We start from the raw sequence: 20,917 nt of genomic DNA, 5'->3' as shown, positions 1-20,917 counted from the left end.
CTATTAACATATACATAAAATGTCATTTAATGAAGATGCCGCCGAAGGGCAACGCCTCTCTTAATACACGGCGAAGCAGCGAATCCTGCCGCATCCCGGCGGCGAACGCTTTATCCCGCGGCGTCGGCTGAAGCAGCACCTTCCCGTACCCGGTCATCTCCCACTGATAATTCATCCGCTGGCTGGCGAGCGGATTGCCGTACACACGCAGCCGCATCGCCGCCTTCTCCGGGAACGCGACGAGGCAGCCGACATCGACATATACGGGCCGGTGCGGGTCGAGCGTCAAATCGCAGAGCGGTCCGGCCGACAGCAGCCCGAGCAGTCCGCCCCCGGAAAATTTCATCCGCGCCCAGTCCTGCGTAACAAGCGCTTGCTTGACCTTCTGAAAGCGGCTTTCGAGCTTCATCCCGCCGCTATATAACAGCACATGGCGGATATCGAACAGCAGGTCGCTCTGCTCGGGCAGCTCCAACGGCTTTAAACGAAATCCCATCGGCACACCGAGCACGAACCGGGCGGGTCCGGCGATGCGCGATTCGACCCATTTTTTCTTGCGGTACATGCCGGACAAATTTAAAATCCGGTCCTCTCGCCCCTGCGGAGAGCCTTGATAAGCGATGATCCGGGAAGGGTGCAGCACATGCGCGGTATCCCCGTGGAACAGCTCCACCGTCGCCGCTTGTCCTTCCGTCCCCGTTCCGTCCACGTGAATGTTCATTCGGATCCCCCTTGCGCGCCGCCCCGTCCCCGCCGCCATAAAGTAAAGCGGATGACCCGGGTGATGATGAAATAAAGCAGCGCCAATCCGGCAGCAGTCAGCGCGGTAGCGGCAATTTGCCGATTTCGGACCGATTGGGCCCGTCTTGCGGCCTCCATTTGCTCGAGCAGCTGCTCGAGCCGATCGTTGCGGCTGCGGAGCTCACGGTTCTCCTCCAGCAGCCTCGCTTCCGCCTCCCGGAATTGCCGGGCGGCTTCCTCAGATCGGGCCACCGTCTCCTCCATTTGTTCCCGGCTTTGCTCGAGCTGCCGTTTCGTCTCTTCATACTGCTCCTGGAGCTGCCCGACTTGCTCGGGCATCCCGTATATATCTTTAATCCGTTCTACTATTCCGGCATGGGCAGTGTGCCACGGCAGGGCGAACAGCAGCAGCAACCCTGCCAGCGTTATGGACAACACGCGCATTTCCTTCTCGGGCGTGCGTCGTTTATTCGTAGTCCCTGGCATGGGTCAGCCTCCTTTTGACAAGCCATACGCTAGGTTATCCGATAAGTTTTATTGTACAAGCATGCCGCGCAAAAAGGAACACGAGGGAACCTGACAGGTTTAGGAGAGGGATAAAACAAAAAGAAGGACTGTCATTTCGAGCAGGCACCAAGCCTTCCCGAAACACAGTCCTTCCATATCCGCAGCCGCATGTAATCTTCACCGGAAATTATATTGTAAGCGTTAACAAGTAAAGCGATAGTAAAATTAAAGCACGTGCAGCCGGGACAAATACCCGACAGCCGATTCAACCAACCGCATCCATCCGATCATGGACAGCCAAAGGGGAACGCTGAGCATCACTCCGAACATCAACCCGACGGACAATCTTCCTTCCATGACTCCATGCCTCCTTTTGCTGCGGCCAATGCCGGCAGATTACTTCTATTATATGATGAAAGCGCTGCACTTGCATCTATTTTTCAGAATTTTTAGAAATCTCTGTACCAGGTTGACCCGCCTATTCTTGTTTCATGCGGATTGAACGATAATTAGGCGGCTGAAGCCGCGGAACTTTAAACTATTTTGCTTCATTTGGCGTAAAATATAGAGAGAGGTCCATTTCAAATTTGGAGGGAGTTGAGCCGCTTATGTTCGTTAGCCCTACCAAAGGTTCCGTCACGCTGGAAGACATGATCTTGGATCTGCATGCCTTCGTGCAGGCCGACCCCGATGCGCAGTATAAAATCGTCATCGGTACCGATTCGCACACAACCCGCAAGTATACGACGCTCATTACCGCTGTGATCATTCACCGAATCGGCAGAGGGGCCCGTTTCTTTTACAGCCGGAAAAACAGCCGTCCCTTAAACGACCTCCGCACACGCATCTACAAGGAGACCGAGCTAAGCCTGGAGCTCGTCGACGTCCTGAACCGCAAAGGCATGGACCAATTGCTGTCGCAATGGCCGCTCGAAATCCATATCGATATCGGACAGCAGGGCGAGACGAAAGCGCTGATTCAAGAAATTTGCGGTTGGGTCACATCGGTCGGCTATGAGGCGCGCATTAAACCGTTGTCTTTTGGCGCAAGCTCCGTGGCCGACCGGTTCGCCGAATAGCTTAAGCCCGCTACACTGTACTTCGCTCCAGCTTCTACGAATAAAGCACTGCCCGGAGGCAGTGCTTTTGGTCATTTTTTAGTAGTAATAGCGCGGGGGCTGCTGCAGCTCCGCCCGCTTCTGCAAGTAACGGAAAAATGCCGTTGCCGCTGCCGCCCGCGTGACTTCTTCGTCCGGACTGAAGCTGCCGTCCGTCAGCGACATGATGTTCAAGCCGACGACGATGGCGACTTGACCGATATGCTTCAGCTTGGCTGCATCCGCGATATTGGCGTTAAATACCGCCTCGTATTCGGCCAAGTTTTTGTAGCCGAGCGCGCGAACGATCAGCTGCGCCATTTCTTCCCGCGTCATGATCGCGTTCGGGTTGAACTCGGCTCCCGGGTCGAGGAGTCCGCGGTCTACGGCATTCTCGACGTACGCGAAGTAGGTCGAGCCGTTCTTCACATCGGCGAAGGAGGCCGTCCGGTCGCTCGCGTAATAAATGCCGTAATTGCCGCCGTTCATGGCAATGACGAGCATTTTGATCATTTCCCCGCGGGTCATCGCCTGCTGCGGGTTCACTTTGCCGTCTTTGACGTCGAGCGCTTGATAGTCGAGCATCAATTGAAGCTCTCGCTGCGCCCAGTGGCCCTCGATATCCGTAGCGACCGCTTTCTCCAGCGTAATCGGCTCGCCCGTCGTAGCGCTGCGCCATTGGCCGGTTTGCGCATCCAGGAAGAACGGCTCCCTTGTATACTTCGGCACCAGGCCGTACACCAGCTTTGCTTCCGGCGCTATGTCCGTACCCGAGCCTGGCTGCGTACCCGGCGAAATCTCGCCGGAGGCTACCATCAGCTTGTATTTATCCGCCAGGCCGCTCGACAGATAAGGAGTAATCCCTTGATCAAGCACGTACGACAGTTCGATATCGTATTGCGAGAACAGCAGCTCCTTTGCCTTATCGAGGGCGATCACATCCGGCTTGTGCTGCGGATAAGGCCTTTCGCTGAAAGAGAAGTAGTAGTTGACGATATCGCCCGTATCCCGGTCGATGCTGATGTTCACACCCTCTCCGCCGGCAGCGACGCCGTCAATGACGCGGTTAAAGCGCACGTCCCAAGTACGCATGTTCTTCAGCCGTTCTTCGGGAATTTGCTTCAAGACGCCCGCATCCAGCACGAGCTGATGGGTATAAGCAGGCAGCTGCTGCTTCACCATCTCCACCGCTTTGGACGAAGCGTCCTCCGCCGATACTTTCGGTTCGATCGGTTTGGACGACTCCATGTACAGGTTCCGGTTAAAGTTCTTGATTTCGCCGGTATGGCTGTTCACGCTCGCCCAGACCATATTCTCGCCCTTGCCCAGCGTATCTTTGTCCGGGGCCAGGTTCCAGCGCAAGTTCCAATTGGCTTCGGTTTTGCCCGTTTCCGGGTTCGTATACTCATTATAAGAAGCATCCTCCAGCTTCGCATCCTGCGGCAGCTTGAAGACGCTCAAGACTTTCCCTGCCGCTTCTTCCTTGGACAAATTGAGGCTTGCAGACGGCGCATCCCCAAGTGGCTGGTCCGTCAACGGTTTCCGTTCTCCAGAGGAGATCAGCGGCAAATCGCTGGGGCTCCACGGTTCGCCCTTCGCCGCAGCCAAGAAAAACGTACTCATCCCATACGAGATCAGCGGCTTCTTCTCACCGCGGGATTCGTACGGCACTTGATACGAGAGGCTCACATCCGCTTTGTCGCGGAACGCTTGAGCCGCCTTCTCCAAGCCAATCGGCGTTACGCCCTGCTCGAACTTCACGGCATCGGTCCACGAATAGCTGTAACCGGTTACCTGGCCTTCTCCGTTCACGGACACTTGAATGCCATCCTGCGGAAAAGGCACGTCCCCGACGAGACGATCGAAGCGGATATTGTACTGATAATCGCCGTTCAACGGCGGGCGGAACGATTGTTCTTGGCGGTCGTTGTAACGAAGCTCCTTCCGGTCTGCCGGGTTCAGCTTATCGATCCATTGGGACGCGATTTCCTTCGCACCTTGGAAGTTCACTTTCGGCGGGTAACTCGGTTTGTAATTCGGATCGTTGTTATAGAAAGAGTACCCTGTCAGTTTGCCGGTTAACCCGTTGATCGTGATGTTGATGCTGCCGTAATCGTGATCTTTCGATCTCTTGGCGTAGTACAGATTCCAAGTCGGAACCGGTTTCTGCCGGAACACCGCGTAAGCATTCAGGTTAACCGATTGCAGCGCATACCCTTCGGGAAGGTCGATGTACGATTTGGCCAATTCGATGGCCCGTTCTTTCGTAATGTTCACGTTGCTTGGCAGCGTCTCTTCCTTGCCTTTCGCCGGTGCGCCGACGCTGCTTGACGGAGATGCCGCTTCGTCCGCCCAGGCAAGCGGAGCATAGGTAAGAAGGAGTGCGGAGGCGACGGCGATCGAGCTGGCTTTTTTGATCAGTTTCAAGCGAATCTTCCTCTCCTTATGAAGGCTTATCAATCCACTATATTGACGCCCTCACCATGGAAAAAGTTGCCGAAGCGACGCGCCGATGCATAAAAAAATACGTTCAGCGGGCGCAGGGCTCACGCTTGCTTGAAATTTCCCGGGCTAATCGCTATAACTGTATATAGACCCTACCGGGCCTTGAAGGAGATTAGACCATGACGCGAAAGTTGTTGACCGGCCTTCTGGTCGCTGTAATACTCATCAGCCTGCTTGAGCTGTGGGGAACGAATCCGAAGCAGACGTACCGCGATCAAGTCGCCGTACTGATGTACCACCACGTACACGACACGGACCAAAGCTCAAGCACCGTCAGCAGCGCTCTGTTTCGCGACCAGCTGTCGTATTTAAAAAAACAAGGCTACACCTTCATCTCGCTCTCCGAATTCATCCGATTTTACGAAGGGGCCCCCGTGCCCGAGAAGGCGGTGCTCGTTACGTTCGACGACGGGTACAGAAGCTTCTATGACTATGCGTTTCCGATTCTAAAAGAACTCGATATCCCCGCGGTTAATTTTATCGTCACGCAGGATTTGGCTGCTCCCGACGCCCCCTCGATTCCGGCGCTGAGCCGGGAAAATATCCGCGAGCTGCTCGGCTACCGGGCCGGGATGTTCGACGTACAGTGTCACTCTAACGCGCTGCATTATAAAGCAGGACGTGAAGGAGCGTTGACCGGCCGGCTCGAAACAGGCGGCGGTCCGGAGAACGAAGCGCAGTATATCGAGAGGGTAAGCCAGGACAGCCAAGCATGCGCGCAGCGGCTGCAAGAGCTGTACGGCAGCCCGGACGCAGCCAAGGCGTATGCCTATCCGTTCGGCATTTTCTCTGATACGGCCAAGTCGCTTATACGGGACGCCGGATTCCGGTACGCGTTCACGATCGTCAGCGAGATGGCGACGCGCAGCTCCAATCCCATGGAAATCCCGCGCATCAATGCGGGCAACCCGAGCATTAAGCCGGAGCATCTGGATAAGCAAATTCAATTGCGGGTCGAACGCGTCCATAAACCGGCAGGGGCTCGATCCGTCCCTGTACAATAGCGGAACTAACGTTCGCTATTCCCACGGAATGAGCCGTACTTAACAAAAATAGCGGAACGGTGATACCTTATTGTTCCAAAAGTCAGGGCTCAAGGCCCGTTTTGGCGGCGAATAAGATACCTCTGTTCCGCTATTTCGATTTAGCTGCCTGATTCCAGCCAAATGCAGATACCGGCGTTCCGCCAATTCCGGCGAAAGCCAGCGATGCGAGCTGCATGCACCGGGTTTCGCAGCGGCGGCATGCGCCGCACTGCTGCGCCCGGCTAGACGTCACCGTGACCGGCGCGCTCAACCGCGCAGCGCGAACGCCTCCGCGAGCAGCTCGTAGGAGCGCAGCCGGGCTTGCGGATCGGCCGTGACGGTGACGACGATGAGCTCGTTCACCCCGTACTCCTCGCTGAACGCAAGCATACGCGCTTTCGCCTGCTTGGGATCGCCGACGATCATCCGGTTCCGGTTCACTTGGATGCGCATCCGGTCCCACTCCGTGTACGGGTAGGCGACGGCCTCCTCGTAGGTCGGGAACGGCCGCTGAAATTGGCCCTGCTCGCGCAGCAGGATCGACAGATCGAGCGGCACGGCGATCCGCTCCGCTTCCTCTTCGGTATCGGCGCAGATGACCATCACGCATACATTCGCGCGGGGAGCGCGGCCGAGCGGCCCCGGCCGGTAATCGGCGAAATAACGCCGCATCGCCTCATGGCCGCCGTCGCCGTTAATGAAATGGGCGAACGAGAACGCCGCCCCAAGCTCGGCCGCGCGTTCCGCGCTGAAGCCGCTCGAGCCGAGCAGCCAAATGTCGGGCGCCGTCTCCACCAGCGGAGCCGCGCGCACGCCCTCGAACCGGTGGCCGGGCTCCAGCCGGTCGCTTAAAAATCCGGCCAAGTCGCGCAGCGTCTCGCCGAACAGCTCATCCCGCTCCTTCGGCCGCCCGTAGCGCAGCGCCTGCGAAGCGATCGGCATCCCGCCGGGGGCCCGGCCGATGCCGAGATCGACGCGGCCGGGATACAGCGCTTCAAGGACGCGGAAATTTTCCGCGACCTTGAACGGGCTGTAGTGCGGCAGCAGCACGCCGGCCGAGCCGATGCGGATGCGCGACGTGTGCGCGCCGAGCGCCGCGAGCAGCACCTCCGGCGATGAGCCGGCCAGTCGCGACGTGTCGTGATGCTCCGACACCCAGAAGCGCGAGTAGCCCCAGCGCTCGGTCTGTTTCGCCAATTCGACGGTATGCCGAATCGCGTCGCCCGCCTGATAGCCGGGGAACACCGGCGATTGATCCAATATGCCCAGCTTCAACATCGCAGCCGTCTCCTCTCGCAGCGCCAACCTTTAGCGGTTGTCGACTTTTTCCGGATACAAGTCGTGGTTCAGCAGCCGATGCTCGGCCATTTGCTCGTATTTGGTGCCGGGGCGGCCATAATTGCAGTACGGATCGATTGAAATGCCCCCGCGCGGCGTAAATTTGCCCCATACTTCGATGTATTTCGGGTCCATCAGCTTGATCAGATCGTTCATGATGATGTTCATGCAGTCTTCGTGGAAATCGCCATGGTTGCGGAAGCTGAACAAGTACAGCTTCAGCGACTTGCTCTCAACCATCCGAATATCGGGGATGTAGCTGATATAGATCGTCGCGAAATCCGGCTGGCCCGTAATCGGGCACAGACTGGTGAACTCCGGACAGTTAAACTTCACAAAATAGTCCCGGTAAGGATGTTTATTATCGAAGGACTCGAGCATTTGCGGCGCATACTCCATCGGGTATTTCGTTTTCTCGTTGCCGAGCAGCGTCAAGTCCAGTTCGTCTTCTTTCCTGCCTGCCATAAGTAAGTGTCTCCTTTCGCAATCGCACGCTGGGTACGAGTCCCATTATATCGCATTGTCTATGAAAAAACACGCCGGAGCGCCGCCTCCCCCGCCTTCTCCTGCGGGAAAAACGGCACCCTGCCGCGTCTGTGCCCGGGCTCGCGAGCTGCCGGTTTGACGGCGGAATAACGATTTCGATAATATGGAAGCATATGACAAAATAAACCTGGAGGTACACGTTCCATGAATGCCGTCATTCAGCTGCTGCAAAGCCACCGTTCCATCCGCAAATTCAAAGACATTCCACTGCGAAAGGAACAGCTCGAGGCGATCGTGACCTCGGCCCAGATGGCGTCGTCATCCAGCAACGTGCAAGCATACAGCATCGTCGCGGTGTCCGATCCGGATAAAAAACAAACGCTCGCCCGCCTCGCCGGCAATCAAACGTACGTGGCGCATAACGGCATGTTCCTGGTCTTCTGCGCCGACCTGAACCGGCTGCAGATCGCCACAGCGCAGCACGGCGAGCCGTTCCATCAGAACGCCGAAAGCTTCATCGTCGCCACCGTCGACGCCGCGCTCGCCGCGCAAAATGCCGCCGTAGCCGCCGAATCGCTCGGCCTCGGCGTCTGTTACATCGGCGGCATCCGCAACGCGCCCGATGAAGTCAGCCGGCTGCTCGAGCTGCCGCAGCTAGTCTATCCGATCTTCGGGCTGTGCATCGGCGTCCCCGATCAGGAGCCGACGATTCGCCCCCGGCTGCCGCTTGCAGGCCTGCTGCACGAGAACGCCTATAGCGACGAAGCCGTCCGCAGCGGCATAGAGGCTTACGACCGCACGATGCACGAATATTACAAAGTACGTACGCAAGGCCGGACGTTAACGAACTGGTCGCGCGGCATTGCGGACAAGTACCGGAAGCCGGTGCGGGCGCACATTCGGCCGTTTTTGGAGGGACAAGGGTTTCGGCTCGATTAACGGTTCCGTACGATTCAGCGTTTGCGGTCCATGTACTTCAGCGCCTCCCGGGCGCTGAGCGGAGAGAGCGCCGTCTCGGCCACGAAGCGGCGCACCGCAGTCTCGTCTGTTTTGGAATACTCGCGCAGCGCCCAGCCGATCGCCTTGCGGATGAAAAACTCCTTCGAATCGGCGCACTGCCGGATTAACCGGAATAACAACTCCGCGTCCGTACCGGACTTGTACCGGAGCTGAAACAGAAGCGCCGTGCGCTGCAGCCACATCGAATCGGAGTTTATCCACCTGTCCGCATAGGTCTCGATCAGATCGGGACGTCTGCTCAGGATGGCGCCTACCGCATGGCCGGCCAACAGATCGACCGTATCCCACCACGGCTTCGTTACAATCAGCTCTTCAAGCAGCGCGAGGTGCTCCGCGGACAAGGTCCGCTCCCGCTTGTCCAGCAGCACCAGGGCCGCGTACTGGAACTCCCGCTCCGGCAGACGCCATAGCATGCGCAATGTTTCCTGCAGCCGGTCCCCGACGGGAATTCCATGCTCCTTGATAAATTCGCGCATCAGCTGCTTTAGCTCCGGCGACCGAATGCCCAGAAAAGCGAACTGATCCCGCATATAGGCCCGCATCGGTCCCGCCTTTTCCTCATCGGCATGCGGCCTTAACCAAGCCTCCAGCTTATCCGTATAAATCCGGGGCTCCAGCTCCGCCGACTTCTCTTTCGTCGTCATGTTCTTCAACCTTTTTAGTCTAAATGTACGCCACCTCGGCAACTTCGGCAAGAGACGCGGATCGATCCGTTGAATCGCCGGACGCTGAGCGGTACAATAGAAGGATTCGGGCACAAGAACCGGAACCTTTGGAGAACCGGTTCCGTCTAACAGATATCATCACTTGCGAAAGAAGGAATTATCATCATGCGAAATGCTCGACCCACCTGGTATACGGTGGGCGCACTCGCCTGCCTGCTGGTTATCGCTTCCGGCTGCGGCGATGCGTCTTCCCAGAACGCGGCGGGACAAACCGCCGTTCCGACAACGCCCCCTGCTTCGGAAGCGCCGAACTCCGGCGCGAACGGCACGAATCCGCAAGCATCGGGCGGCGACGCCGGGACGAAGCCCGCTCAGCCGGCAGCACCGGCGCCAGGGACAGACAGTACGAACACAAAGCCGGACCCCAAAGGGGCAGGCGGCAGCTCGACTGCACCCGGCGCTTCCAAGGGCGAGGCCGTTCAAGTGGTCGCTAAGCCTGCGGAGATCGCTGTGCTCGTCAACAAAACCTCCAAGCTGCCGGAAGACTACAAGCCGCAGGATCTGGTCGATCCGAACGTGCCTTTTACGTTCAAGGAAAAGCTGGAGAAACGCAAAATGCGCAAGGAAGCGGCCGCTGCCCTGGAGAAACTGTTCCAGGCCGCTAAGGATGCCGGACTACCGCTGGCCGGTGTATCCGCCTACCGTTCGCACGAAACGCAAACGGCCCTCTACAACAACTACGTGAAGCAGGAAGGGGAAGTAAAGGCGAACAAATACAGCGCCAAGCCCGGCCACAGCGAGCACGAAACGGGGCTGGCCATCGACGTTGCCGGCAGCAACGGCAAATGTCCGGCCCAAGACTGCTTCGGCGCGACCCAAGAAGCCAAATGGCTGGCGGAGCATGCCCACGAATACGGCTTCATCATCCGCTACCCGAAAGGCAAGGAAGCCATTACCGGCTACCAGTACGAGCCGTGGCATTTGCGTTATGTCGGCGTGGATCTCGCCAAGGATATCGTGAAGCAAGGGCTGACGCTGGAGGAGTACACAGCCAAGGGCGTCCCGGTGAACAAGGCAAAGTAACGCTGCTGCTAGGCCCGGTGCTGTATAGCCCGTGCTTGCAAGCGCGGGCTCGGGGCGCTGTACAGGACGCTTGCTTGGAGACATCCGGTTGCGCCTGCAGCCTGACTCTCGAGATTACACCCGGAATTGGCCGATCAGGGCGGACAACCGGCCGGACATCGTATGCAGCACCTCGGCCGATGAAACCACCTCCTCCATCGAGGCGTACTGCTCCTCTACGCTCGCTGAGACATCCTGCGTATGCGCTACGGCCCTTTCGGCAATCGTCTGTACCTGCCGCACCTTGTCTACGACGCTGTGCGATTGCCGCACGACGTGCCCGGACTGATCGCCCGCTTCGCCGATGCAGAGCGCCGCTTCTTCGACGGACTGCTGGATGCGGTGAAACGCGTCGCCTGCGTGCCGCACGACGTCCATACCGGTTTCCACCTCGCGCAACCCCGTTTGCGTCGAGGCGATAACCCGGTCCTTCTCTTGTGAAATGCCTGCTATCATCTCCACAACCTTGCCGGCTGCGGCGGACGTCTGAACGGCCAGCTTACGCACTTCTTCCGCGACGACCGCGAAGCCTTTGCCCGCTTCGCCGGCTCGCGCCGATTCGATCGATGCGTTCAGCGCCAGCATGTTCGTTTGCTTCGCGATGGCGGCGATCGCTTCGTTCACCTTCATGATCTCCATCGTCCGGCTGCCTAACCGCGAGACGCCTTCGGCCATGACGGTCATCGTGCTGCGGATCGAGTCCATTTGCCCGCTTACGGTGGCGATGGCTTGTCTGCCCCCGGCCGCGGTTGTAAGGGCGGCCGACGATTTGGCATCCGCCGTTGTTGTCGCACCGGCGATGTGATCGACGGAACGCGACATCGTTTCCATCAAAGAGACACTTTCGTTGACGGATTGCATCTGCTCCGACGTGCCGGTTGCGATATCCCCGACGATCTCCGTGATCCGCTCAAGCGAATGGCTGACCTGCTCCGAGCTGCCGCTCAGCCGCTCAGCAGCGCCCGCCACCTCTTCCGCATGCTCGGTCAGCTCCATGACCATGGTCCGCAGCTCCGCTTTCATTCCATTAAAGGCCGACGCCAGCTTGCCTATCTCGTCGCGGCTTGTCACTTGGATATCGGAAACCGTCAAATCGCGGGACGCGATAGCCGCGGCCGCCTGCGCCATAGCGCGAAGCGGCTTGACGATAAAGCGCGAGAGCAGAAATCCGGCTGCTATAGCGAACGCCAACGCAGCGGCGCTTACCCCCATCAGCGAGCGGATCGTCTTCGCAACCAACTGCTCGTTCGCCGCTTGCTTCCCCGTCATCAGCTGCTGCTCGATCTGTTGAATGCGCGTCGAGGATTGGGTCAACGTTTCCGACAACGGGATCGACCACATTAACGCTTCCGTCCTCGCAAGCCCCGGCTCACCCCGGTTGAGGTAATCCGTAATTTTCTGCGTCAAACGGGCGAACGTGGCGTTCGCTTCGGCCAGCTTCCGCACCTCGCTCCGCTCTTCATCGGTTTCCGACAGCTGCTCGAGCTGCGCGATCGATTCCGACAACTTCGCATTCACGGTTGCAAGAACCTGTTCTTTCTCCTTCGACGGATCGACCAACAGGCCGAACAGCAGCGAGTTTTGCCGTTCCGTCTGTTCGCGGATGCCCCCGACCTGCTCAAGAACGGCTAGTCCCCTGTCGATCAAGGACTTGTAGGAGCCTTGCATCTGCTTTAAGAATAAGAATGAAAACAAGCTGTTCAAAGTAACGAGCAACGAAATGACGATAAAAACACCAACCACTTTTTGTCTCAACGTCATGCTGACAGCGCCCCCTTTACGGTCATGTCGGATATGCCGGCACACCCTCACCGCCAACCGCTATTGTTAAAAAAGCTGCCAGTTTCCCGCTGGCAGCCTCTGTCCATCATTATTTCTTAGCCAAGTATTTGCGGATGTCGAAAGCGACCGCCGCGACGATGATTAAGCCTTTAATAATCAATTGCCAGTAAGGACTCACTCCGACGAAGGTCAAGCCGTAGTTGATGACCCCGAAGATCAGCACGCCGGCCAGCACGCCCGGCACCGTACCGATCCCGCCAGCCGTCGATACGCCCCCGACAACGCATGCCGCAATGGCGTCAAGCTCATACATGTTCCCGTAGTTGTTCGTCGCGCCGCCGGTTCGCGCCGCTTCGAGAACCCCGCCGAGGCCGTACAGCGCACCTGCGATCGCGTAGATGTAGATCAGGTTGCGTGCAACGTTAATCCCGGATACGGTCGCCGCCTGCACGTTGCCGCCGATGGCGTACATGTTTTTGCCCAGCCGTGTTTTATTGAAAATAACCCACACGATAAGCGACACGATGACCGCGATAATGACAATGTAAGGAATGGAGTACGGCCCGTTAGGCCCGACAAACCCGGATCCGATGTCCGTAAAATCTTTGCGCAACCCTGCAATCGGCTGCGATTCGTTCGGTTTCATATCGAAGTAAATCGAGTTGACGCCGTATACGATGACCATCGTGCCTAAGGTGGCAATGAACGGCGGCACATTGAGCTTCGCCACCACCCAGCCGTTGATAAGCCCGACGATCAAGCCTGCGAGAATGCCGAACACAATCGGAAGCCCTACCCACAGCTCAGGCAGGTCGGGGAAGAAGCGTCTCGGGTAATCGCTGATCTGCAGCATCGAGGCCGACAACACCGCCGATAAACCAACGACGCGTCCGGAGGACAAGTCGGTGCCGCCCGTAATCAGGATGAAGGCGGCCCCTAGAGCGATAATGGCCCGCGTCGAGTTTTGCAGCAAAATATCCCGGAGAATATCGACGGACAAAAAGCGCGGATCTTTAAAGGCAATCCCGACCACCAGCAGGATCAACACGATGTAAATGGCGTTTTGGGTGACGAACCCGGTTAGTTTTTTTGTATCCATGTTCCTATTCCCTCCGTTAACCCAGGTGCTTGGCAGCCAGGCGCATGATTTCTTCTTCGGTCGCTTTAGCACCGTCTATAATGCCGGACAGACGTCCGTCAGACATGACCATGATCCGGTCCGACATCCCGAGCAGTTCGGGCATCTCCGAAGAAATCATGATGATACTTTTGCCCTGCTTGGCCAGATCGGCAATGATCGAGTAAATTTCGAACTTCGCACCGACGTCGATGCCGCGAGTCGGTTCGTCCAGCATCAAAATTTCAGGTTCGGTAAGCAGCCAACGTGCAAGCAGCACCTTTTGCTGATTGCCGCCCGATAAATTTTTGATCAGCGTCTTGTAATTCGGGGTTTTGACCCGCAGCTTCCCGATATTTTGATCCGTATCGATCCGGGCTTTATGATCATTGACCAGCTTCAACGGATTCAAATAGCGGTCCAGGTTGGCGATGATCGTGTTCTCTTTAATGTTCAGCACCGGAAAAATCCCGGTCACCCGGCGTTCTTCCGTGAGCAGCGCGATCTTGTGCTTCTTCGCGTCGATCGGCGTCTTGATCTTCACTTTCTTCCCGTGGATGTGGATCTCGCCCGAAGCGACCGTGCGCAGACCGAACAACGCTTCGATCAGCTCCGTCCGCTGGGCGCCCACCAATCCGCCGACACCGAGCACCTCGCCTTTGCGCAGCTCGAACGATACGTCGCGGAACGATTTGGGGTGCGGGCTCGTCAGCCCGTCTACCTTCATCAGCACGTCGCCCGGCGTATTATGCCGTTCCGGGAAGCGTTGACTGAGATCGCGTCCGACCATTCGCTGAATGATCAGGTCGGTCGTCAGCTCTTTGGCCTCCCAAGTGCCGATCAGCCTGCCGTCGCGCATGATCGTGACATCGTCGGAAATCCGCAAAATCTCCTCCATTTTGTGAGAGATATAAATAATGGAGACGCCGCGACTGCGCAATTGATGAATGATCTTAAATAATTGCTCGACCTCGTTGCCGGTCAGGGAAGATGTCGGCTCATCCATGACAATGACTTTGGATCGGAAGGAAACGGCCTTGGCGATTTCGAGCGATTGGATTTTCGACACGGACAGCTCGCGAACGATCGTGTACGGATCGATATCCATGTCCAAGTCTTGAAAAAGCTTGACGGTATCTTCATACATTTTCTTATGATCGACTATTTTGAACGGCCCGAAGCCTTTCACCGGAAACCGGCCGAGCCAGATGTTTTCCATCACATTGCGGAACGGAACGGGATGCAGCTCTTGATGAATCATGGAGACTCCCATACTCAGCGCATCCTTCGAATGGTTAATGCTCACTTGACGGCCTTCCAGGATGATGTCGCCGCCGTCCGGCTTATAGATACCGAATAAACATTTCATCAGCGTCGATTTACCCGCGCCGTTCTCCCCCATCAGCGCGTGAACCGTACCCGGGCGCACCTTGAGGGTGACCCCGTCCAGCGCCTTCACGCCGGGAAATTCTTTCGTAATTTGATTCATCTCAAGCAAATAACGGGTTTCCGTCATTGATTAACGCCTCCTTGCGCCTGAAACGCCTCGCCCTCTGACATTCAGAGGCTTATGAGGGAAATAACATGGAAAAGGGCAAGGGCTTAAGCATGCATTCTCCCTTGCCCCTGCCCCGATTTCTACGCTGTCTTATTTCGCGTCGTTCATGTTTTCTTTTGTAATTTTTTTATAAGGAACCCATACGTATTTGCCGTCTGTGAGCTCATAACCGATGTTGTCTTTGGATGGCGTTTGGCCGGAAGCTAACACTTGCGCCAGATTGAGCGTCGCTTTACCCTGGTTTTTCGCGTCGTTCAATACGGTTCCGAGCATCGTGCCGTCTTCAAGCGCTTTCAGCGCAGGAGCCGTCGCGTCTACGCCGACAACCGGAATGTATTTGTTGTCTTTGAAGTACCCTTTCGCCTTCAATGCTTCGATCGCGCCGAGCGCCATGTCGTCGTTGTTCGCGAAGACCGCTTCAATTTTATCGCCATGGGACGCGAGGAACGCGGCCATTTTCTCCTGACCTTTTACACGATCCCACATCGCCGTGTCTTCCGCGAGCTTCTCGACCTTGATGCCGGCGTCTTCGACCGCTTTCACGGAGAACTTCGTGCGCAGCTCGGCGTCCTGGTGACCCGGCTCGCCTTTCAGCATGACGTATTGAAGCGCGCCGTCTTTGTTTTTATCCGCTTCCGGATGGGATTTGAAGTAGTCTACGACCAATTGGCCGGACATCGTACCGGACTGCTCCGCTTTCGCGCCGACATAATAGACTTTATCCCATTTCTTCATATCGTCGGCCAGCGGCTCGCGGTTGAAGAAGACGACCGGAATGTTCGCGCCTTTCGCTTTGTCGATAATGACGCCCGCTGCCGTACGGTCAACGGCGTTGATCGCCAGACCGTTTACTTTTTTCGTGATGAACAGGTCGACTTTATCGTTTTGCGTCGGCTGCGAGTTTTGGCTGTCGACGATGTCGACCTTCGCCTTGCCTTCGGCCGCCGCGGAGATCGCGTTCCGGACGCCGGTCATGAATGTATCGTCGAATTTGTAGATCGCCACGCCGATCGTCGGCTGGGCGGCCGCCGCTCCGCCTGAAGTTGAGCCGGCCGCCGGCGCAGTGCCTGTGTTCGCCCCGGTTTTGCCCGAAGAGCCGCAACCTGCAACCGTTGCCGCCAGAGCAGCTGCGACTACCATGGATACCACTTTTTTGTTCATTGTCTAAAGACCTCCCATTTACTTGTTTGAATGGAATGTGCTGCTTACATGTTCATTATGGTAGATTTATTTCGATTTTCCCATGCAAAATTCTCATGTGTTCTATCGAAATTCTCATGTGTTGATCTCGGGGGATGACACGTGCCCGGGCCATAGGGAGATAAAAAAGACAACGTCACAGACTAGTCTCCCCAGTCCGTAACGCTGTCGTTTCACTTTCACGCTTTCAATTCAAACGGTCGTTACAACCAAGTTACTTCACAAACGGGAACAGCAGCTTCTGATTATCCGACCAGAACATGTTGTTCTGGTCAATGACCGTCGTGCCTGTGTCGTAACGAGCAGGCACCTTCTTGCTCCCGCCGAGCAAGTCGACCGCATACTTGACGCCCAGATAGCCCATGCTGAACGGGTTTTGGATGATCGTCGCCTGAATGACGCCCTCCTGGAGGTATTCGATATCCTCCAGGGTGCTGTCGAACGTGACGACCTTGACCTTACCCTGCAGCCCGAGCCGCTCGATCTCCTCGGCGACGCCGATCGAGGACACGGCGTGCAGCGCCACGATCCCGTCGACCGGCTCGGCGGATTGCACGAGCTGCCGGGCATGCTCGCCGCACAACCGCTGATCGGAGTAGCAATACGTCTTATCGGCGATCCGGATATCCGGATGCTGCGCCAGCGACTCCAGCACGCCGCGTTCGCGCTCGGCCGCATTCCTTGCGTCCGGCTTGTAGCTGACGAGCGCCACGCGGCCCTTTCCGCCGAGCAGCTCGGCCAGCTTTTTCCCCGCTTTGCGGCCTGCTTCGTAGTGGTTGATGCCGATGAACGCCTCCGTCTTACCGGTCTCAACCTCCGTGTCGATCGCGATGACCGGCATCCGCTGCGCAGCGGCGCGTTTCACGGGCTCTGCCAAGGCGGCGCCGTCGTTAGCCGCAAGCACGAGCGCGTCGCGTTTGAAGTTAATCGCTTCTTCCACGTACTTCACCTGCCCCGCCACGTCTTCCTCTTGCACCGGGGCCTCGACAATCAGCTCGACGTTGAACTCTTTGGCGGCCGCTTCCGCCCCCGTACGCACCGTTCGCCAGAAGTCGCTGTGCTGCGTCTTGAGCACCAGCGCCACTTGCTTCTTCGCCTCCGCGATATGCGGCTGCGTCGTCTCTTTGCTGCAGGAAGCGAGCAGCAGCGTCATGACGGCCAGCGTCAGCGCCGCCGTCCACCAGCGCCAACGCAGCTTCTTGCTCCGGTTCATACGCCCGCCCCCTCTCGCCCCGAGTCGAACGGGATCCACAGTGTGACCGTCGTTCCGACCTCCAGCTTGCTCTCGATCTCCAGACCGTAGCTTTCGCCAAAATGCAGCCGGATCCGCTCATGCACGTTCTTTACCCCGACGCCCGAGCCCTCATCGCTCCTGGCATCGCCGGAGAGCAGCCGCTCCAGCTTGTCCGGCGGAATGCCCGGCCCGTTATCGCGGACCTGAAGCCGTACCCGGCTGCCAAGCCGTTCCGCGGCGATCTCGATCAGCCCGTCGTCGACCATAATCTCCATGGCATGGTAGATGGCGTTCTCGACAATCGGCTGCAGGATAAGCTTCAGCGTCGGGACGGCCAACACCTCGTCGTCCGCCTCGATCACGAAGTCGAACTTGCGCTTGTAGCGCATTTTCTGAATGATAAGGTAATGGCGCACATGCTCCAGCTCATCCTGCACGGGAATAATATGCTTGCCCTTGCTGAGACTGATTCGGAAAAACTTGGACAAAGACGTAATCATCGTGATCACTTCTTCGCTCTTGCCGCTGCCTGCCATGCGCACAACCGAATTCAATGTATTATAGAGGAAATGCGGGTTAATCTGGGCTTGCAGCACCTCAAGCTCCCCCTTGCGCTTCGCTTCCTGCTCGTGGATGATTTGACCCATCAGCTCGCGAATGCGTACCACCATGAAATTAAAGCGGCGCGACAAGCGGCCGACCTCGTCCTCGCCCTGCACCTCCAGATGAATGTCGAAGTCCCCCTGCTCGACCTTGCGCATCGAACGTTCCAGCCGCTTGATCGGCATCGAGATGCGGGCCGACATGAAGGCCGAAATGAGCAGCACGAACACGATAACGAACAGCAGCAGCCACGAAATGAACGTGCCGATCTCTTTGCGCGTCGTCACGATTTCGTCCATATACGAGACGCCGATAATTTTCCAGCCGATGTTGTTTACCGTCTTGATGGTAATGAGACGCTTCTCGCCGCTGGAGGAATCGACATAGTTGCCGAACGTATACTTGAGCGCCTGCTCCACGTTCTCGTACTTCAACCCGGCGTAGATCAGCTGCTGCTGCGGGTGGTATACGATATTGCCCGCCGAATCGTCGATGATGTACACGTATCCTTTCTTGCCCAGGCTGACGCGGCGCAGCAAGTCGTCGATGGTCCGAAAGTTGACGTCCACCAGCAGCACGGCGTTATACGTGCGGCCCTCGCGGTTGATCTTGATGCCTTTGCTCATCGACACGACCCATTTGTATTCGCCTTTATACAAGTTCTGTACGTGCGGGAGCGAGAAGGTCAGGTGGTTCGGGTTTTCCAGCGCCGCCCGAAACCAGCTTTGCTCGGTCAACCGGGTATTGGCGCGCATCGGCGCGGCGGGCAGGCCGTTAATCAACGTCCCATCCTCGCCGAACAAGCCCATCGACACGACATCGCTGCGCGTTTCGAGAATCGTGCCGATCTGCTCCAGCAGCCGTTCTTTCGACACGGCGTCGCCGGCTCGAACCTTACTATCGACCTTCTCGAACACCTGCGCCATATTTTGCAAATAAATCTCGAGATTATATTTGACCTGCTCCACAATCTGCTCATTGCTGAGGAACGCGTTCTGTTCGGCCGTCCCGGAAAACTTGTTGTACAGAATGCCGCTGACGACGATCATCACGAGCAGCGTAATCAGCGTGAACGAAGCCGTGATGATGAACTGGATGCTCTTGCCCCTCCACGTATCGAGCAGCTTGCGCCGCCAGCGTCCGGCTTTCATGAAGCGCCCTCCGACGAGGCGCCGCGGTATTCCTTCGGCGAAACCCCGACGTGCTTGCGGAAGCTGAAGCTGAAATAGTTCGGCTCCGTATAGCCGACCTTCTCGGCGATTTCGAATGCCTTCAGATCGGTCGTGCGCAGCAGCTCCTTGGCCGCCTCCATACGAATGTGCATCAGGTAGGCGCCGAACGTCATTTTCGCTTCTTTCTTGAAAATGCTGCTGAAGTAGCCTGCGCTAATATGCAGATGGCCGCACACCTTGTTAATGGAAATATCACTTTCGTGAAAGTGGTTCAACGTATATTCCTTCGCCTGATCGACCAGCGACTTGTACGTGCACTGCCGGTCGGATGCTATGGCCTGCATGAGGCGCGTGCACAGCCCGACGACCCAGCTCTTCGCTTCCTGCAGCTCGGCGAACCGGTGCAGCTCCGCCAGCGGCATGAAGTCCGCTCCGAAGATCGCGTCGAGGTCCGCCCGCGCGTCTTTGGCCGCCTTCAGAATCGCCGTCAAGATTTCCATCAGGTAAATCTGGTAATCCTTCACCGACACCTGCAGATCGACGATGCCTTCGAACAGGCTGTCCACGGTTTCTTGCATTTCCTGCGTCGTCCCGACCTTCAGGCAGCGGATCAACGCGTGCTCCTTCAACTCGTCAAAGCGCAGCTTTTCCACAAAACGGGTCTCCACGTCGTCGATGCTGATCAGCCGGTTGCCTCCGAGAATAAGCCGGTAGTCAAGCGCCAGCTCCGCATCCTGATGCGAGTAGGACAAATCGGTCACATCGCGGCAAACCGTACCGATGCCGATCGTCACGGTAAATTTTAAATATTTTTCGATGCTTTGACGTACTTCTTCCATGATCGTAAGCGTTTTCTTTATAGCCGGTTCGTTGGCCTCGTCCCGGTGAATTGTAATCGCCACCAGCTGTCCGTTGTGCAAAAAGACGAGTCCGAGGTTGTGCTTGTCGGCAATTTCCTCCGTCACGTTCAGGGCAGCGAACGCTTTTAGCTCCATATCGTTGGAAAAACGCAGCGATTCGGCCGATTGTCCGGCCCCCGGCTCCTCTTCCCCCGGTTTATCGAGGCTGATGACCGAGACGACATACGCGTCGCCATCCAGCTCGATTTGATAGTTTCGGCACTTCTCCTCAATCTGGCGGCGCGGCAGCTTGCGCGTGACCAGCGATGACAGAAATACTTCGCGCAGTACCGGCAGGCTTTGACGGTAATGCTCCTGCAGCGTCAGCATGTTCTTCTTGCGCTCGGTCTCCTCATCGATCTGCTCCTTGATTTTGACCAGCACGTCGATCAGTTCCTGAGCAGAGAACGGCTTCAGCACATACTCGTCGATCTGCAGCTTAATCGCCTTCTGGGCATACTCGAACTCATCGAAGCCGGTGAGGATGATCACCTTCGTCGTCGGGTACCGCTCGCGAATCCATTCGGACAGCTGCAGGCCGTCCATGAACGGCATCTTGATATCCGTCACCACGACGTCCGGCACCCACCGTTCGATCAATTCCATCGCGTCCTTGCCGTTCTCCGCCGTGTCCGCCACCTCGAAGCCGTATCGCGCCCAGTCGATTTCCTGCACGATCCCTTCTCGGACGTCTTCTTCGTCTTCTGCCAAAATCAGCTTGTACATCGTCCGGTCCCCCATATCCTCACATTTGTGTAATCAATGTACCAGAAAAAAAAACCGTTTGGAAGTAGGAAACTGAAGGGGAAAGCCGCGGTTTGGACGTCTATGAAGAAGGCCGGCCGG

General features: G+C 57.1%; 18 protein-coding genes. 4 read left to right on the top strand and 14 right to left on the bottom strand.

Features of this window, described 5'->3' with window-relative positions; translation table 11 throughout:
• Positions 1-22 precede the first annotated feature (22 nt).
• The 3 genes from PVA01S_RS12610 to PVA01S_RS27505 all read right to left on the bottom strand — a co-directional run bounded on the left by PVA01S_RS12610 (position 23) and on the right by PVA01S_RS27505 (position 1,605).
• Positions 23-721 (bottom strand): AIM24 family protein, encoded by a 699-nt coding sequence (locus tag PVA01S_RS12610; RefSeq protein ID WP_127607922.1) that lies wholly within the window; start codon positions 719-721, stop codon positions 23-25.
• On the bottom strand, positions 718-1,227 hold the full coding sequence (locus tag PVA01S_RS12605) for a hypothetical protein (RefSeq protein WP_127607921.1): 510 nt from the start codon (positions 1,225-1,227) through the stop codon (positions 718-720). The genes PVA01S_RS12610 and PVA01S_RS12605 overlap by 4 nt, the downstream gene beginning before the upstream one ends.
• A 246-nt stretch (positions 1,228-1,473) precedes the next feature.
• The gene (locus tag PVA01S_RS27505) at positions 1,474-1,605 is read right to left on the bottom strand and encodes a hypothetical protein (protein ID WP_258313439.1); all 132 of its coding nucleotides are present in this window, start codon (positions 1,603-1,605) and stop codon (positions 1,474-1,476) included.
• A 251-nt stretch (positions 1,606-1,856) separates the two neighbouring features.
• Here PVA01S_RS27505 and PVA01S_RS12600 point away from each other — a divergent pair, with 251 nt between their 5' ends.
• A complete protein-coding gene (locus PVA01S_RS12600) occupies positions 1,857-2,327 on the top strand; it encodes a ribonuclease H-like YkuK family protein (protein WP_127607920.1) in 471 nt (156 codons plus the stop codon).
• A gap of 78 nt (positions 2,328-2,405) precedes the next feature.
• On the opposite strand, the gene PVA01S_RS12595 is transcribed toward PVA01S_RS12600, so the two are convergent.
• On the bottom strand, positions 2,406-4,772 hold the full coding sequence (locus PVA01S_RS12595) for an S-layer homology domain-containing protein (protein ID WP_127607919.1): 2,367 nt from the start codon (positions 4,770-4,772) through the stop codon (positions 2,406-2,408).
• Positions 4,773-4,969: 197 nt separating this feature from the next.
• Between PVA01S_RS12595 and PVA01S_RS12590 the strand changes: the two genes are divergently transcribed.
• On the top strand, positions 4,970-5,854 hold the full coding sequence (locus PVA01S_RS12590; RefSeq protein WP_127607918.1) for a polysaccharide deacetylase family protein: 885 nt from the start codon (positions 4,970-4,972) through the stop codon (positions 5,852-5,854).
• Between the two features lie 288 nt (positions 5,855-6,142).
• Here the strand turns inward: PVA01S_RS12590 and PVA01S_RS12585 are convergent, their stop codons facing one another.
• Together PVA01S_RS12585 and queF are read right to left on the bottom strand one after the other, a co-directional pair.
• The gene (locus PVA01S_RS12585; RefSeq protein WP_127607917.1) at positions 6,143-7,153 is read right to left on the bottom strand and encodes an LLM class flavin-dependent oxidoreductase; all 1,011 of its coding nucleotides are present in this window, start codon (positions 7,151-7,153) and stop codon (positions 6,143-6,145) included.
• Positions 7,154-7,183: 30 nt separating this feature from the next.
• Positions 7,184-7,678 carry a preQ(1) synthase gene (queF, locus tag PVA01S_RS12580; RefSeq protein ID WP_054799830.1) on the bottom strand — a complete coding sequence of 165 codons (495 nt, stop codon included), beginning with the start codon at positions 7,676-7,678 and terminating at the stop codon, positions 7,184-7,186.
• A gap of 225 nt (positions 7,679-7,903) precedes the next feature.
• Here queF and nfsA point away from each other — a divergent pair, with 225 nt between their 5' ends.
• Complete coding sequence (nfsA, locus tag PVA01S_RS12575; RefSeq protein ID WP_127607916.1) at positions 7,904-8,638, top strand: oxygen-insensitive NADPH nitroreductase; 735 nt, start codon at positions 7,904-7,906, stop codon at positions 8,636-8,638.
• Positions 8,639-8,652: 14 nt separating this feature from the next.
• On the opposite strand, the gene PVA01S_RS12570 is transcribed toward nfsA, so the two are convergent.
• A complete protein-coding gene (locus PVA01S_RS12570) occupies positions 8,653-9,363 on the bottom strand; it encodes a DNA alkylation repair protein (protein ID WP_127607915.1) in 711 nt (236 codons plus the stop codon).
• Positions 9,364-9,549: 186 nt separating this feature from the next.
• Here PVA01S_RS12570 and PVA01S_RS12565 point away from each other — a divergent pair, with 186 nt between their 5' ends.
• The gene (locus PVA01S_RS12565; protein ID WP_127607914.1) at positions 9,550-10,467 is read left to right on the top strand and encodes a M15 family metallopeptidase; all 918 of its coding nucleotides are present in this window, start codon (positions 9,550-9,552) and stop codon (positions 10,465-10,467) included.
• A gap of 114 nt (positions 10,468-10,581) precedes the next feature.
• Here the strand turns inward: PVA01S_RS12565 and PVA01S_RS12560 are convergent, their stop codons facing one another.
• The 7 genes from PVA01S_RS12560 to PVA01S_RS12530 all read right to left on the bottom strand — a co-directional run bounded on the left by PVA01S_RS12560 (position 10,582) and on the right by PVA01S_RS12530 (position 20,797).
• A complete protein-coding gene (locus PVA01S_RS12560; protein WP_127607913.1) occupies positions 10,582-12,267 on the bottom strand; it encodes a methyl-accepting chemotaxis protein in 1,686 nt (561 codons plus the stop codon).
• Positions 12,268-12,376: 109 nt separating this feature from the next.
• Positions 12,377-13,387 (bottom strand): galactose/methyl galactoside ABC transporter permease MglC, encoded by a 1,011-nt coding sequence (gene mglC, locus PVA01S_RS12555; RefSeq protein ID WP_127607912.1) that lies wholly within the window; start codon positions 13,385-13,387, stop codon positions 12,377-12,379.
• Positions 13,388-13,403: 16 nt separating this feature from the next.
• Positions 13,404-14,921 (bottom strand): sugar ABC transporter ATP-binding protein, encoded by a 1,518-nt coding sequence (locus tag PVA01S_RS12550; protein ID WP_054799828.1) that lies wholly within the window; start codon positions 14,919-14,921, stop codon positions 13,404-13,406.
• 132 nt (positions 14,922-15,053) lie between these two features.
• Entirely contained in the window at positions 15,054-16,124 is a 1,071-nt protein-coding gene (locus PVA01S_RS12545; protein ID WP_127607911.1) for a galactose ABC transporter substrate-binding protein, read from the bottom strand.
• A gap of 253 nt (positions 16,125-16,377) precedes the next feature.
• Positions 16,378-17,376, bottom strand: a complete 999-nt coding sequence (locus tag PVA01S_RS12540) for a substrate-binding domain-containing protein (RefSeq protein ID WP_054797886.1) — start codon at positions 17,374-17,376, stop codon at positions 16,378-16,380.
• Positions 17,373-19,151 (bottom strand): histidine kinase, encoded by a 1,779-nt coding sequence (locus PVA01S_RS12535; protein WP_127607910.1) that lies wholly within the window; start codon positions 19,149-19,151, stop codon positions 17,373-17,375. Before PVA01S_RS12535 ends, PVA01S_RS12540 begins: the two co-directional genes overlap by 4 nt.
• On the bottom strand, positions 19,148-20,797 hold the full coding sequence (locus PVA01S_RS12530; RefSeq protein WP_127607909.1) for a response regulator transcription factor: 1,650 nt from the start codon (positions 20,795-20,797) through the stop codon (positions 19,148-19,150). The genes PVA01S_RS12535 and PVA01S_RS12530 overlap by 4 nt, the downstream gene beginning before the upstream one ends.
• Between the last annotated feature and the right edge of the window lie 120 nt (positions 20,798-20,917).

The organism is Paenibacillus validus NBRC 15382, from assembly GCF_004000985.1.
Classification (GTDB): Bacteria; Bacillota; Bacilli; order Paenibacillales; family NBRC-103111; genus Paenibacillus_G; species Paenibacillus_G validus.
The sequence above is the reverse complement of the archived record's forward strand: the minus strand, read 5'-3'. Positions and strand labels throughout refer to the sequence as shown.

What these genes read in the sequence shown, in the direction of transcription:
- PVA01S_RS12610 (WP_127607922.1), bottom strand. Translation starts at nt 721, where the DNA reads ATGAACATTCACGTGGACGGAACGGGGACGGAAGGACAAGCGGCGACG.
- PVA01S_RS12605 (WP_127607921.1), bottom strand. Translation starts at nt 1,227, where the DNA reads ATGCCAGGGACTACGAATAAACGACGCACGCCCGAGAAGGAAATGCGC.
- PVA01S_RS27505 (WP_258313439.1), bottom strand. Translation starts at nt 1,605, where the DNA reads ATGGAAGGAAGATTGTCCGTCGGGTTGATGTTCGGAGTGATGCTCAGC.
- PVA01S_RS12600 (WP_127607920.1), top strand. Translation starts at nt 1,857, where the DNA reads ATGTTCGTTAGCCCTACCAAAGGTTCCGTCACGCTGGAAGACATGATC.
- PVA01S_RS12590 (WP_127607918.1), top strand. Translation starts at nt 4,970, where the DNA reads ATGACGCGAAAGTTGTTGACCGGCCTTCTGGTCGCTGTAATACTCATC.
- PVA01S_RS12585 (WP_127607917.1), bottom strand. Translation starts at nt 7,153, where the DNA reads ATGTTGAAGCTGGGCATATTGGATCAATCGCCGGTGTTCCCCGGCTAT.
- queF (WP_054799830.1), bottom strand. Translation starts at nt 7,678, where the DNA reads ATGGCAGGCAGGAAAGAAGACGAACTGGACTTGACGCTGCTCGGCAAC.
- nfsA (WP_127607916.1), top strand. Translation starts at nt 7,904, where the DNA reads ATGAATGCCGTCATTCAGCTGCTGCAAAGCCACCGTTCCATCCGCAAA.
- PVA01S_RS12570 (WP_127607915.1), bottom strand. Translation starts at nt 9,363, where the DNA reads ATGACGACGAAAGAGAAGTCGGCGGAGCTGGAGCCCCGGATTTATACG.
- PVA01S_RS12565 (WP_127607914.1), top strand. Translation starts at nt 9,550, where the DNA reads ATGCGAAATGCTCGACCCACCTGGTATACGGTGGGCGCACTCGCCTGC.
- PVA01S_RS12560 (WP_127607913.1), bottom strand. Translation starts at nt 12,267, where the DNA reads ATGACGTTGAGACAAAAAGTGGTTGGTGTTTTTATCGTCATTTCGTTG.
- mglC (WP_127607912.1), bottom strand. Translation starts at nt 13,387, where the DNA reads ATGGATACAAAAAAACTAACCGGGTTCGTCACCCAAAACGCCATTTAC.
- PVA01S_RS12550 (WP_054799828.1), bottom strand. Translation starts at nt 14,921, where the DNA reads ATGACGGAAACCCGTTATTTGCTTGAGATGAATCAAATTACGAAAGAA.
- PVA01S_RS12545 (WP_127607911.1), bottom strand. Translation starts at nt 16,124, where the DNA reads ATGAACAAAAAAGTGGTATCCATGGTAGTCGCAGCTGCTCTGGCGGCA.
- PVA01S_RS12540 (WP_054797886.1), bottom strand. Translation starts at nt 17,376, where the DNA reads ATGAACCGGAGCAAGAAGCTGCGTTGGCGCTGGTGGACGGCGGCGCTG.
- PVA01S_RS12535 (WP_127607910.1), bottom strand. Translation starts at nt 19,151, where the DNA reads ATGAAAGCCGGACGCTGGCGGCGCAAGCTGCTCGATACGTGGAGGGGC.
- PVA01S_RS12530 (WP_127607909.1), bottom strand. Translation starts at nt 20,797, where the DNA reads ATGTACAAGCTGATTTTGGCAGAAGACGAAGAAGACGTCCGAGAAGGG.